Below are 13,355 nucleotides of genomic sequence, written 5' to 3' on the forward strand. Positions count from 1 at the left end.
CCGTCGGCGCCTAGCCTTTTGCCCATGAGGGTCTTCGGTGTGGACATCGGCGGATCGGGCATCAAGGGCGCTCCGGTGGATCTGGAGCGTGGGGAGCTCGTCGACGCGCGCTACAAGGTGCTGACCCCGCAGCCGGCCACCCCGGATGCGGTCGTGGAGTGCGTCGGACAGGTCGTGGCGCACTTCGGGTGGTCGGGGCCGGTCGGTGCGACCTTCCCCGGTGTGGTCACCGGCGGTACGACCCGTACCGCCGCCAACGTCGACAAGCGCTGGATCGGCACCGACGCCGGCGCGCTGCTCACCGGCCGGCTGGGCGGCGAGTCCGGCGGCTGCCCCGTCACCGTCCTCAACGACGCGGACGCGGCCGGCCTGGCGGAGATGCGCTTCGGCGCGGGCCGCGGCCGGGCCGGCACGGTCATCGTCCTCACCCTCGGCACCGGCATCGGCAGCGCCGTCTTCACCGACGGTCGCCTCGTGCCCAACACCGAGCTGGGCCATCTGGAGCTGCACGGCCACGAGGCCGAGAAACGCGCCTCGACCAAGGCCAAGGAGGACGAGGAGCTGAGCTGGCAGCACTGGGCACGCAGGGTGCGCAAGTACCTGGCCCATCTGGAGATGCTCTTCTCGCCCGAGCTGTTCGTGATCGGCGGCGGGGTGAGCCGCAAGGCGGAGAAGTTCCTGCCGCTGATCGAGGGCGTCAGGGCCGAGATCGTGCCGGCTCAGCTTCAGAACAACGCGGGGATCGTGGGTGCCGCGATGGCTGCGTATGCCGCTCGGGCTGACGCGACACCCGCCGCGGACGGCTCCCCGGCCGCGGCCTTCCCCGCTCCGCAGCCCGTGTGGCCGGCCGCTCCAGCGGCCCGTACCGCCCGTTCCGCGGTCGATTCGCCCGTCGGCTGGCCCGACGCCGCGCGATGACCAGCGCGCGGCGGACCATGGCGATCAGCGCGCAGACGGCCGTGCCGGCGTAGAGCCAGCCGGCGTTCAGCGCGAGGACCGTGAACACCCCCGTCACCACCCCGCCGACCCCCTCCCCGCCGTGCTGGATCGGCAGCGCCCCGACCGCGAAGGCGATCGGCACGGTGACCGGCGCGCAGATCAGGTCGTAGGGCCTGACCCAGAACGCCGCCGCCACGCTCACCAGCAGGAAGAAGAAGCCGTACGGGGTCTGCGCGCCGCCCAGGAGCAGCCGGTCGAGGTACGCGAACGTCAGCAGGGTCAGCGTCGCCAGCAGCCAGCACCCCAGGCCGGTGAGTTTGGCGGCCGGCATCCGGTGCGGCAGGAGCGCGGGCGGGGCGGCGGCGGGGCGGGGCCGGGCCCGGTAGACGGTCGAGGATTCGGCGCCCTCCACTGGCGCGGGTGCGCGCTCGGGCGCCCGGGGTGTCGGGGCCGCCCGGGTGGGGCCGCGGGCGGCCCCGGCCTGTGCCGGGCCCCGTAGCGGCAGCGGGGCGGAAGCCGGTACGGACGCGAACCCGGAGGCCCGCATCGCGGAGAGAAAGGCGTCGTCGGGGTCGGCGGCCACGGCCTCCGCGGGGCGCGGGAGCCGGGTGCCCGTGTCGGTGGCCGGGCGTGCGGACCATGACGGTCCGTGCTGGGGCGTGCGCGCTTCGTGTTGCTCCACTCGCCAACGGTAGGCCGCTAAGTGGGATTAACCGGTTGCAGGACACGCGCTTTGTGCCGACCTTGGGACTTCGTTCGCCGCGGGCCCGGCGCGGGGTACCGGACGCCGGCCGCGGCTCCGGACGGGGCCGGGCGCGGGCGCGGTCCCGGTGGCGGCCGCTCGCGCCCGGCCGCCCCGTAGACTGGTTGATCGGCCCCTCCCGGATCGGGCACCCGGACCCGGAGCGGTCGGCCCACCCCACCACCTCTGCCTGCGGAAGTCGAGTCGCCACAGTGTCGCTCACGATCGGAATCGTCGGTCTGCCCAATGTCGGCAAGTCGACCATGTTCAACGCCCTGACCAAGAACGACGTGCTGGCGGCCAACTACCCGTTCGCCACCATCGAGCCGAACGTCGGCGTCGTCGGCGTCCCCGACCCCCGCCTCGCCAAGCTCGCCGAGATCTTCGCCTCGCAGAAGATCCTCCCGGCCACGGTCGACTTCGTCGACATCGCGGGCATCGTCCGCGGCGCCTCGGAGGGCGAGGGCCTGGGCAACAAGTTCCTCGCGAACATCCGCGAGTCCGACGCGATCTGCCAGGTCATCCGCGCCTTCAAGGACGAGAACGTCGTCCACGTCGACGGCAAGGTCTCGCCCAAGGACGACATCGAGACCATCAACACCGAGCTGATCCTGGCCGACCTCCAGACCATCGAGAAGGTGCTGCCGCGCCTGGTCAAGGAGTCCCGGATCAAGAAGGACGTGGCGCCGAAGGTCAAGGCCGTCGAAGAGGCGAAGGCGATCCTGGAGAAGGGCGACACGCTCTTCTCCGCGGGCATCGTCCAGGGCAGCGGCAACGAGGAACTCCTGCACGACCTGCACCTCCTCACCACCAAGCCCTTCCTCTACGTCTTCAACGTCGACGAGGACGAGCTGACCGACGAGGACTTCAAGAACGAGCAGCGCGCCCTGGTCGCCCCCGCCGAGGCGATCTTCCTCAACGCCAAGCTCGAGGCCGACCTCGCCGAACTCGACGAGGACGAGGCCCTCGAACTCCTCCAGTCCGTCGGCCAGGAAGAGCCGGGCCTGGCCACCCTCGCCCACGTCGGCTTCGACACCCTCGGCCTGCAGACGTACCTGACGGCCGGCCCCAAGGAAACCCGCGCCTGGACCATCAAGAAGGGCGCCACCGCCCCCGAGGCCGCCGGCGTCATCCACACCGACTTCCAAAAGGGCTTCATCAAGGCCGAGGTCATCTCCTTCGCCGACCTCGTCGAAACCGGCTCCGTCGCCGACGCCCGCGCCGCCGGCAAGGCCCGCATGGAGGGCAAGGAGTACGTGATGCAGGACGGGGATGTGGTGGAGTTCCGGTTCAACGTGTGAGCGGGTGACGTGACGCCACGTCGCTGAGCGGACGAATGTGCAGTTCAGAGGGGGTCGGGCTCCGACGAGCCCGACCCCCTCTGTGTTCCCGTGCTGCCTAGGCACTGACTCCTAGCTGCTCCGCGGCGGGGTGAGCTTGTCGAGATCCAGGTTGATCTCGAAAGGCACAGGGCGCTTCAGAGTGCCACGGAAGATGCCGGCGGGCGCGTAGGCGTGGGTGGGTTCGTCGAGTTCGTAGACGTGGACGACGGGAGCCCCGGCCTCGTCCTCGATGCACCAGTAGTGCGGGATTCCGGCCTCCGCGTATTTGCGGAGCTTGACCGTGCGGTCGCGGTGCGCGGATTCGGGGGAGACAACCTCGACGGCCAATTGCACTTCGTCCGGGGTGAACCAGGTGCGGTCACTGTCGTAGTCGGCACTCGTCACCAATAGATCCGGCTCGGGCCGGTTGCGTTGATCGAGTTTGATCGTCATCTCTCGGCCGACCCGGGCGCCGGCGGGTGCCTGCTCCATGAGGGCGACGGTAAGCATGGTGACGAGGTGGCCGTGCCACCACCTCTGCGGCGACATCATGAAGACGAGGGCTCCGTCGATCAGCTCGGTGTGGCGGGGTGCCTCGGGGAGATGGTCCAGGTCCTCCGCGAACCAGCCTTCCGCGCGCGGCGGGCGCATCCAGTCGGGCAGTGCGGTCATGGCTCAACCGTAGCGATTCGACGAGGCGCGGGCCACGAGATCGTCAACGGGGCGACCGTTCCTCCAGCTGTCCTGAGGGCCGGGATCTGCCGCCGGTGCTGATCTGTGCCGATGTGGATCTCCAAGAAGTCCGACCCCGTCAGGAGTGCATGAACGGCTCAGGAGTGCCGGACCGGCGGCAGAGTCGGTCTGTGGAGATCGCCGGGATACTCGAAGCCGCCTCCCTGTCGGTGCCCGACGGGGCGGCCCCGCCGAGGGGGACATCACCCTGCACGAGAGTGCTCAGCCCGGGGGCAAGGCGACGATCCTGCAGGTGTGCGGCCCGGCTGTGTAAGGGAGGTCCCCGCCGTGTGCCCGCCGCTGCAGACTGGTTCGTCATGACGACCAGCGCCGATGAGGCTTCCGGTGAACCCGTCGCCGGACGACCTTCCGCATCCGTATCCGTCCCCGCCTGCCCCGCCGGAGCCGCGCCGGTTATGTCCGGCGACCCGGCCACCGACGACCTCCTCGCACGTTTCGCCGAGGCCCTCGGCCCGCCCTTCGTGCCGCTCGCCGCGCTCTGGGTGCACGGGTCGATCGCCGAGGGCACCGACTACCGTCCCGGTCGCAGTGACCTCGATCTGGTCGCCGTACTCGACCGGCCCTGCACCACCGAGGAGGAGCGGCGGCTGATCGGGGTCCATGAGCGGCTGGCGCGGGAGCTGCCGCTCGCGCGGGGGCTGCACTGCTCGTACCTCCCCGCCAACGGACTGGACGATCCGGACCGGGAGCATCCGGTATGGGCCCACCAGGAGTACTACGCCCGCCCGGTCAGCCCGGTCGCCAGGCGGGAACTGCATGCCTTCGGGCGGGTCCTGCGCGGTCGGCCCATCGAGGGATTGCTGCCCCCGGTGTCGGATCGTCAGCTCACTGAATTCATCGTCGGTGAGTTGCGGGAGAGCCTCTCCGGCCTCGCCGCGTCGCGTGCCGAACTGCTGCTCCAGGACGGCTGGTTGGACTACGCCGTGCTCACCGTGGCCCGGATGCACATCACCCTGCGGGACGGTCGACTGATCGGCAAACGCGAGGCCCTCGACGTGCTCCGCGCCGAACTCGATGCCCCCGAGGAGCTCGTGGCGGACATCCGCCGGCGCCGATATGGGGATGCCGTGGAGGGTGCGGGGTCAACGGATGAGGCCTGGCGGCGTCGGAGGGCGGGGCTGGCGGCCCACTTCCTCGGCTCGGTCGTCGGGCGGCTGCTCTCCTCGTACGGATAGACCACCCAGCCCGGCAGCGACGGGACCCGCCAACAGGGGCCCGCGGATACGGGGCGGTCCCATGTTGCATGGGGCGGGGCGGACGTTGGAGGACTGGGCGCGGGTCGCACCCCTACCGCGGAAAGACCTGGAAGAGCGTCGCCGGGCGGCCCCGGTAGCTTTCGCCGCCGCTGCGCAGGGTCTGTTCGATGAAGGTGCGGGCGTAGTCGTGCGGGTCCTGGTTGGGGCCGCTGAGGCCCCTGATGTACGTGGCGTGCGCCGCCAGCGAGGCGACCGCGCGGTCGATGCCGGGGCCGACCTCGGCGGCGTGGGTGGGGTGCGGGGAGCCGGCCACGGCGACCCAGCGGACGCCGTTCCAGGGCGCCAGGCCGCGCGCGTCGGCCAGCTCGGGGAAGATCCAGCGGTTGCCGGCGTCGCCCGCCGCGTCCAGGACGGCGCGGCCGACCACCCGGTGGTCCGGGGTGTTCCACTGCACCCCGCCCCAGGTGTCGTGGTGGTTGAGGGTGATCAGGAGTTCGGGGCGGTGGCGCCGGATGGCCGCGGAGAGGTCGCGGCGCAGCGCCGTACCGGCCTCGATGACGCCGTCGCGGTGGTCTTCGAGGAACTCGACGGTGTGCACGCCGACGAGCGCGGCGCCGGCCCGCTGCTCGGCCTCGCGGATGCCCCCGCAGTCCGCGGGTGCCAGTCCGTCGATGCCGGCCTCGCCGCGGGTCACCAGGAGGTAGCTGACCTCGCGTCCGGCGGCGGTCCATTCGGCGATGGCGGCCGCGGCGCCGTACTCCAGGTCGTCGGGGTGGGCGACGACGGCGAGGGCGCGCTGCCACTCCTTGGGCATGGGGGAGAGACGGGGTTCGGCGGGCATGGGCGCCTTCCTTCCCTTCCGGTGAACCTGCTTGCGGGCCGGTTCCTTGTGGTGACCGGTCCGTGTGGTGGAGCGGGTCCCGCTGCCGGGCGGTCCCGTCGCGGGCTGGTCCCGGTCGATCGTGACATGCGCGGGCGGCGCTCACCGGGAGGTGGGGCGTGGGGTGTGGGTGAGGTGGGGGATATGGGGCTGGTGGGGTCCGTGCGGGCTCCCCAGGGGGCTGAGCTGGGTTTCATCACATCAGGTGAATATCTGGCCCAAGGTTGCGGTAGGCAACGCGCCGTTGCCACGCTGTTGCTGACTGTCAAGCTGTTGGGAGGGGCACGTGCCTTTCGGTGAGCAGCCCGCGTACCTCCGCGTCGCCGGCGACCTGCGCCAGAAGATCGTCGACGGGGTGCTGCCGCCGCACACCCGCCTGCCCTCCCAGGCCCGTATCCGCGAGGAGTACGGCGTCTCGGACACCGTCGCCCTGGAGGCGCGCAAGGTCCTCATGGCCGAGGGGCTGGTCGAGGGTCGCTCGGGGTCGGGTACATACGTGCGAGAGCAGCCCGTTCCGCGTCGTATCGCCCGGGCCGGATTCCATGCGGTCGGCGGCTGTACGCCCTTCCGGCAGGAGCAGACGGACGAGCGGGTGCGCGGCACCTGGGAGTCCAACAGTGAGCAGGAGGCGGCCAGTTCGGCGGTCGCCTCCCGGCTGCGCGTGCCACCGGGGGCCAGGGTGATGCGCACCCGCTATGTGTTCCGGGCGGAGGGCGAGCCGGCGATGCTCTCGACGTCCTGGGAGCCCCTGGACGTGACGGGGCGGACGCCCGTGATGCTGCCGGAGGAGGGGCCGTTGGCGGGGCGCGGGGTGGTCGAGCGGATGGCGGCCATCGACGTGGTGGTGGACAACGTCGTCGAGGAGGTCGGAGCGCGGGCCGCGCTGGCCGAGGAGGCCATGACGCTGGGCGGGGTGCCGGGGCATGCGGTTCTGGTCGTCTCGCGGACGTACTTCGCGGGCCGCCGGCCGGTCGAGACGGCCGATGTCGTCACGCTCGCGGACCGGTATCGGGTGGCGTACCACCTGCCGGTGAAGTAGCCGGGCGGCCCGCCTGACGGTGGAGCGGCCGGGCGGCCCGCGAGGCCGTCCCCTGTCGTCTCCGCTTCCCGGCTTTCCTGTCTCCCCACGCCCTCGCTCCCGGCTCCCCCGTATCCCCTTCCCCCGGGTATCCGCCCTCCTCGCGGCCCCGTACTGGATCCGTGGCGGCTTTCAGTCTCCAGTCCGATGTCCATTTTGCGGTGACATGCCCGTAAATGTTGGCTGGATCTTGGTGTTGGAAACCTCACAGACCCTCAGCTGGGCGGGAGTTTTGGCCAGCAGCGGGAAGCCGATCTTCGGATTCGCTCTTACGATGGCGAAGTTTGTGCACGGCACGGGGGAAGACCAGGAGACCAGCACGTGAGCACGACGAAAACCCAGGGTGCGGAGCAGGGTTCGCATTCGAATTACCGGCGGTCCCTCGGGACCATCGCTCTGACCGCGACGGGCCTCGGGTCCATCATCGGCTCCGGCTGGCTCTTCGGCGCAGAGCGGGCCGCCGCCATCGCCGGTCCGGCCGCGATCCTGGCCTGGGTCATCGGCGCGCTGGTCGCTCTCACCATCGCGCTCACCTACAGCGAGCTGGGCGCGATGTTCCCGAAGGCCGGCGGCATGGTCCGCTACGGCCAGTACTCGCACGGCTCGCTCGCCGGCTACCTCGCCGCCTGGGCCAACTGGATCGCGATCGTCTCGGTCATCCCCGGTGAAGCCACCGCCTCGGTCCAGTACATGAGTTCCTGGGACTTCGGCTGGGCGAAGGCGCTCTACGACGGCAAGGAGCTGACGGGCACCGGTGTCGGGCTCGCCAGCATCCTGCTGATCTTCTACTTCTTCCTCAACTGGTTCGCCATCTCGCTGTTCGCGAAGACCAACACCGCGATCACGGTCTTCAAGGTCGTGGTGCCGGTGCTGACCGCCAGCGCGCTGATGCTGGCGCACTTCGACACGGACAACATCTCCGGCAACGGCGGCTTCACCCCCAACGGTTGGAGCTCGGTCTTCACCGCCGTCGCCGTCTCCGGCATCGTCTGGGCCTACAACGGCTTCCAGTCGCCGCTGAATCTCGCCGGTGAGGCCCGCAACCCGGGCAAGTCGCTGCCCAAGGCCGTCATCTGGTCGATCCTGATCGCGCTGGTCATCTATGTCGCGCTGCAGGTCGCGTTCCTGATGGCGGTGCCCGCCGACAAGCTGGGCGCCAGTGGCTGGGCCGGCCTCGGCTACAACTCGCCGCTCGCCGACCTCGCGGTGGCCTGGGGCCTGAACTGGCTGGCGCTGCTGCTGTACGCGGACGCCTTCGTCTCGCCGTCCGGCACCGGCATGATCTACGCCGCCACCACCTCGCGCATGATCCACGGCGTGCAGGAGAACGGCCATCTGCCCGGCGTCTTCGGCAAGGTGGACAAGAAGACCGGTGTGCCGCGTCCGGCGCTGCTGCTCAACCTCGTGATCGCGTTCCTCTTCCTCGCGGTCTTCCGCGGCTGGGGCTCGCTCGCCGAGATCGTCTCGGTCGCCACCGTCATCTCGTACATCACCGGCCCGGTCGCCGTGATGTCGCTGCGCCGCATCTCGCCGGACCTCAACCGCCCGGTCAAGCTCCGGGTGATGCCGATCATCGCGCCGGTCGCGATGGTCTTCGGCTCGCTGGTCCTGTACTGGGGCCGCTGGCCGCTGACCGGCAAGGTCATCCTGATCATGGCCGTCGGACTGCCGGTCTGGGCCTGGTACGAGATCGGCAAGCCGCTGACCCAGGGCCGCAAGCCGTGGGCCGGGCTGCGCCCGCACCTCAAGGCCGGTGCCTGGATGGTGGCGTACCTGCTGGTCATGGCCGCCGTGTCGTACGCGGGCGGTAAGGAGTTCGGCGGTAAGGGCTATCTGCCCGCGGGCTGGGACATCGTCGTGGTCGCCGCGATCGGACTGGCCTTCTACTACTGGGGCGTGCGCAGCTCGTGGCGCAACCCGTCGCTGGTCCAGGTCGAGGCCGAGATCCGTGCGGAGGAAGAGGCCGCTGCGGCGGACGCGGCCGGGGAGGCCGAAGGGGCCAAGGCGCCCGTCGGGGCCTGAGTCAGCCTGGCGCCGCCGCCGCGCAGTTTCGTGCAGAGACCCGATCCTTCGGGCAAAACCGGCCACTCGCAGGCCGCTTCCGGTACTCCGGGGCCCGCGGGTGGCCGGTTCGGTACCTCTTTGTGTAAATCCATATCCGGTGCGTAAAGGTCGGGCGTACGCTCGGGCATATGCGGATTGCGATTTCGGCATCAGCAGACGAGGGGTGCGACATGACGCGCTGCGCGGCGGACGGAGGGGCGCAATGACTGAGGGTGGGACGGTGCTCCCCTGGCTCGTCATCCGCCAGGACGAAGGGGGCAACCAGTATCGCGTCGGCCGCTACGCCACCCGGGCGGAGGCGGAGCGGGTGGCCGACCGGCTCGATTCACCGGGCCAGCGGCAGCTCTACGTGGTCGAGAAGGTCGACCACGCGGCGACCTGAGGGGCGGCGGGCGAGAAGAAGCGGGACGGGGGCGGGGGACGTAGGCTGCCGCGCATGACGACGGAGCGCGTAGTGGTGGGCGGAGCGGTGTGCCAGGGCGGGCGGCTGCTGGCCGCACGCCGCAGCGCACCGCCCGCGCTGGCCGGCCGCTGGGAGCTGCCCGGCGGCAAGGTGGAGGACGGTGAGACGCCCGAACGGGCGCTGGCGCGCGAACTGCGCGAGGAGCTGGGCGTCGAGGTGGTGGTCGGCGAGCGCATCCCGGGGGAGTGGGTGCTGCGGCCCGGCTACGTCCTGCAGGTGTGGACGGCCCGGCTGGTGTCCGGCGAGCCGCAGCCGCTGCAGGACCACGACGAGCTGCGCTGGCTGCTGCCCGGCGAGGAGCCGCAGGTCGACTGGCTGGATCAGGACCGCCCGGCGGTCGCCGAGGCGATGCGCAGGCTGGTCGCGACGGCCGGGATCCCGGGCGTGCGGTCCGCTTGAGCGCGCGCGGCCGTCCGCCCGCCCTGGCTCGCGCACCGTGTGCCTTGGCTCGTTCACCGCGCACGCGTGACCGCCCGCCGCGCCTGCGCGGCCCCACCGTTCCCATATGCGCCATTTGTGTCACAGCGCACCGTTGGCGGCGATACTTCAGCCTCGATATCGGGTATGTCCAGATTGACCCCCTCAATGTGGGCAATCCGACGGGGATGCCATCGGGGTTGGGATGTGATCGGCGTGAGCGACAGCGCAGCGGCAGGGGTCCCGGAATACGGCTCCAGTAGTGTCCGCAAGCGCGGCAGGGCCACCGGCTCACCGATCGCCGAATGGAGTTTTCCGGCCGACCCCGGCGCGGTGCGCACCGCCCGGACGATGGTCCGCCGGGTGCTGGACGACTGGGGGCTGAACGGCGCCACCGATGTGGCCGTACTACTCGTCAGCGAGCTCGTCACCAACTCCCTTCGCTACGCCAGCGGACCGATCGGAGTCCGCATGGTGCTGCTGAGCTCCGGCGGGCTGCTCGTCGAGGTCTCCGATCCGCTGCCCGATCCGCCGCAGGAGCGCGCAGCCGCTCCGGACGACGAGGGCGGCCGCGGATTGCAGCTGGTCGCGTGCAGTTCGCGACGCTGGGGGACCCGACGTGGAAAGAGTGGCAAGACAGTGTGGTTCGAGCTGTCGGTGGCTGGTTAGGAGACATGTGGAGTCCTGATCGTTGCCATTTCATCGACATTTTGTAGATGGCCTGCGATCGAGACTGTGCTGTGATCGTGAAGACCGTGTTCCGGATAGCCGAGGTGCTGGATACTCAGGCTGGTCCGGTCCGGGCACGATGAGCTGGAGGGGACGGGGCTCGTGAGCGAGATGTCATCTGGCGGGGCAGAACCCGCACAGGCCGGTGGTCGGGGTGGTGTGGACGCCCCCGGTGACCCAGGTGGGCGTTCGTACGCCCACGACCTGCAAGGTCCGCCCGTATGGCAGAGCAGCCGGCCCGGATCGATCTACGACTACATCAGAGTGGCCTCCTTCTCGCTCGGCCCCGACGGGCGGATCGTCCAGTGGAGCGAGCGGGCCGAGCAGATGCTCGGCATCCCCGCCCGCTACGCCATCGGCAAGGACCCCATCGAGGCGTTCGTTCCCAGCGAGTTCCGCGAGACCGGGCGCCGCAAGGTGTCGGAGATACTCGACGGCCGCGAGTGGACCGGCCTGGTGCCCTACCGCAGGGCCGAGGGCGGACCGGCCGACGGGCTCGCCGAGATCTATGTGATGCCCTCGCACGACGAGGCCGGGCAGCGCGCCGCGGTCTGCGTCGTCGTCGACGTCCGGGCGCTGCGCGGCATCGAGACCGACCTCGCCGCCTCACAGGCCGTTTTCGGTCAATCCCCCATGGGCTTCACCCTGTTCGGCACGGACTTGAAGCTGCTGCGGGTCAACGAGCGCTTCGCCGCGGTCTTCGGCGGCCCCGCCAACAAGTACCGCGGCCGCACCCCGCACGACTTCCTGCCGCGCCCCGAGGCCGAGCGGATGACCGCCGCGCTGCGCCGCGTCCTGGAGACCGGCGAGCCGGTCGCCGAGATGCAGCTGGTGGGCTCGGTGCCCGGCGAGGAGGAGCGCCGCCGCTGGTCGGTGTCGCTCTACCGGCTGCACGGCGCCAGCGGCCGCCCCATCGGCGTCGCGGCGCTCGCCGCCGACGTCACCGGCCGGCGCCGGGCCGAGCGCGAGGCCGCCAGCGCCCGCCGCAACCTCGCCCTGCTCAACGAGGCCGGCGCCCGGATAGGCAACTCCCTCGACCTGGAGACCACCGCCCGCACCCTGTTGGACGTCGCCGTCCCGCAGTTCTGTGATCTGGCGTCGGTGGACCTCTACCAGGGCCTGCTGTCCGGCGACGAGGCGCCGCCCGGTATGAGCGACGGCAGCGCCGAGCTGCGCCGGGTCGCGTTCGCCAGCGCCGTCTCCGACGCCCCGTTCGCCAGTGCCTCCGGCGGCGCGCCCCAGGACCCGCCGGTCGCCGTCGGCGCGGTCCACCGCTACCCCTTCAACTCCCCGTGCGCGGCCGCCCTGCGCACCGCCCAGGCGCAGATCATCCCGGGCCGGGAGAGCGACGACGGGCCGGAGCTGGGTGCCGTGGTGCACTCCACGCTCGTCGTGCCCATGGTCGCCAGGGACACCGTCGTCGGGCTGGTGCAGTTCTCCCGCGCGAAGGGCAGCGAGCCCTTCGGGGAGCGCGACACCGCCCTGGCCGTGGAGCTCGCGGCGCGCGCCGCGGTCTGCATCGACAACGCCCGCCTCTACCGCCGTGAGCACGAACGCGCGCTGATCCTCCAGCGCAGTCTGCTGCCGCCCGGCGATCCGGAGGCGGCCGGCCTCGACATCGCCTGCCGCTATCTGCCCGGCACCACCGCGACCGAGGTCGGCGGCGACTGGTTCGACGTCATCGAACTCCCCGGCCACCGCACGGCGCTGGTCGTCGGCGACGTCATGGGCCGCGGCCTGCGCGCCGCCGTGGCGATGGGCGAACTGCGCACCGCCGTAAGGACGCTGGCGCTGCTGGACCTGGAACCGGCCGAGGTGCTCTCGGCGCTGGACGAGATCGCCCGCGGGCTCGGCGGCAGCGGCGACGGCCGGTCCGCCGGGCGCGCGTCCCGCGGCCGGTCCGGCGCGCAGGAGCCGGGCCGCTCCGCCCGTACCGCCGACCTCTCCGAGGTCTACCTCGCCACCTGCGTCTACGCCGTCTACGACCCGGTCACCCGGCGCGCGACGTTCGCCAACGCCGGTCATCTGCCGCCGGTCCTGGTCGAGGAGGGCGAGGACGCGCTGCTGCTCGACGTGCCGCCGGGGATGCCGCTGGGCGTCGGCGGCGAGCCGTTCGAGGAGATCGAGGTGGAGCTGCCGGACGGCGCGCTGCTGGCCCTGTACACCGACGGGCTGGTGGAGTCCCGCGACCACCCCCTCGACGAGGGGCTGCAGGCGTTCCGGGCGGCGCTGTCGGACGCCGACCGCCAGCTGGAGGACGCCTGCGACCACGTCCTGAGCGCCCTGGACACCTCGCACGGCGAGGACGACATCGCGCTGCTGATGGCCCGGGTGCACGGGCTGCCCAAGGACTCGGTGGGCGACTGGAGCCTCGCGCCGGAGGCCCGTTCGGTGGCCCGCGCCCGTGAGCTGGCCCGCGACCAGCTCACGGACTGGGGTCTGCAGGGGCTGGTCGACACCGCGGAGCTGCTGGTCAGCGAGCTGGTGACGAACGCGCTGCGGCACGGCCACGGCGAGATCCGGGTGCGGCTGCTACTGGACCGCACGCTGGTCTGCGAGGTCTGGGACGCCGATCTCGCCCAGCCGCGCCGCCGCCGCGCCCGTGACACCGACGAGGGCGGCCGGGGACTGCAGTTGGTCGGCCTGCTCAGCGAGGGCTGGGGCAGCCGCCGCACCCCGCGCGGCAAGACCGTCTGGTTCGAACTCGCCCTGCCCGACGGGGAGTCGACGGGCATGGACCCGACGGAAGCGCTGCTGAGTCTGTTCTGAGGG

General features: G+C 71.4%; 11 protein-coding genes and 1 pseudogene. 9 read left to right on the forward strand and 3 right to left on the reverse strand.

The features are described 5' to 3' along the window. The first annotated feature begins 24 nt into the window (after positions 1-24). Positions 25-918 (forward strand): polyphosphate--glucose phosphotransferase, encoded by an 894-nt coding sequence (ppgK, locus tag WAB15_RS26645; RefSeq protein ID WP_407287804.1) that lies wholly within the window; start codon positions 25-27, stop codon positions 916-918. Positions 919-979: 61 nt separating this feature from the next. Here ppgK and WAB15_RS26650 read toward each other — a convergent pair. Next, positions 980-1,486 (reverse strand): annotated as a pseudogene (locus tag WAB15_RS26650) (DUF6542 domain-containing protein); the annotation flags it as partial. Positions 1,487-1,893: 407 nt separating this feature from the next. Here WAB15_RS26650 and ychF point away from each other — a divergent pair. After that, positions 1,894-2,982 carry a redox-regulated ATPase YchF gene (gene ychF, locus WAB15_RS26655; RefSeq protein ID WP_399150508.1) on the forward strand — a complete coding sequence of 363 codons (1,089 nt, stop codon included), beginning with the start codon at positions 1,894-1,896 and terminating at the stop codon, positions 2,980-2,982. Positions 2,983-3,093: 111 nt separating this feature from the next. Here the strand turns inward: ychF and WAB15_RS26660 are convergent, their stop codons facing one another. Further along, positions 3,094-3,675 (reverse strand): Uma2 family endonuclease, encoded by a 582-nt coding sequence (locus tag WAB15_RS26660; RefSeq protein WP_407287805.1) that lies wholly within the window; start codon positions 3,673-3,675, stop codon positions 3,094-3,096. Positions 3,676-4,151: 476 nt separating this feature from the next. Between WAB15_RS26660 and WAB15_RS26665 the strand changes: the two genes are divergently transcribed. Continuing rightward, positions 4,152-4,931, forward strand: coding sequence for a nucleotidyltransferase (locus WAB15_RS26665; protein ID WP_407287806.1), 780 nt, complete (start codon positions 4,152-4,154; stop codon positions 4,929-4,931). A gap of 112 nt (positions 4,932-5,043) precedes the next feature. Here the strand turns inward: WAB15_RS26665 and WAB15_RS26670 are convergent, their stop codons facing one another. After that, the gene (locus WAB15_RS26670) at positions 5,044-5,793 is read right to left on the reverse strand and encodes a PIG-L deacetylase family protein (RefSeq protein WP_399150511.1); all 750 of its coding nucleotides are present in this window, start codon (positions 5,791-5,793) and stop codon (positions 5,044-5,046) included. Positions 5,794-6,118: 325 nt separating this feature from the next. Between WAB15_RS26670 and WAB15_RS26675 the strand changes: the two genes are divergently transcribed. From WAB15_RS26675 to WAB15_RS26700, 6 genes are all read left to right on the forward strand, one after another. Next, on the forward strand, positions 6,119-6,871 hold the full coding sequence (locus WAB15_RS26675; protein ID WP_399150512.1) for a GntR family transcriptional regulator: 753 nt from the start codon (positions 6,119-6,121) through the stop codon (positions 6,869-6,871). A 360-nt stretch (positions 6,872-7,231) separates the two neighbouring features. Then, entirely contained in the window at positions 7,232-8,932 is a 1,701-nt protein-coding gene (locus WAB15_RS26680) for an APC family permease (RefSeq protein ID WP_399150513.1), read from the forward strand. Between the two features lie 244 nt (positions 8,933-9,176). Beyond that, positions 9,177-9,356 (forward strand): SPOR domain-containing protein, encoded by a 180-nt coding sequence (locus WAB15_RS26685; protein ID WP_399150514.1) that lies wholly within the window; start codon positions 9,177-9,179, stop codon positions 9,354-9,356. A 54-nt stretch (positions 9,357-9,410) separates the two neighbouring features. Next, a complete protein-coding gene (locus tag WAB15_RS26690; RefSeq protein WP_407287807.1) occupies positions 9,411-9,836 on the forward strand; it encodes a (deoxy)nucleoside triphosphate pyrophosphohydrolase in 426 nt (141 codons plus the stop codon). A 225-nt stretch (positions 9,837-10,061) separates the two neighbouring features. Then, positions 10,062-10,523: an ATP-binding protein gene (locus WAB15_RS26695; protein ID WP_407287808.1), complete on the forward strand. Its 462-nt coding sequence runs from the start codon at positions 10,062-10,064 to the stop codon at positions 10,521-10,523. A gap of 171 nt (positions 10,524-10,694) precedes the next feature. After that, positions 10,695-13,352, forward strand: coding sequence for a SpoIIE family protein phosphatase (locus tag WAB15_RS26700; protein WP_407289306.1), 2,658 nt, complete (start codon positions 10,695-10,697; stop codon positions 13,350-13,352). The last annotated feature ends 3 nt before the right edge of the window (positions 13,353-13,355 follow it).

This window comes from Streptomyces sirii, assembly GCF_045690365.1.
GTDB classification, from domain to species: domain Bacteria; phylum Actinomycetota; class Actinomycetes; order Streptomycetales; family Streptomycetaceae; genus Streptomyces; species Streptomyces sirii.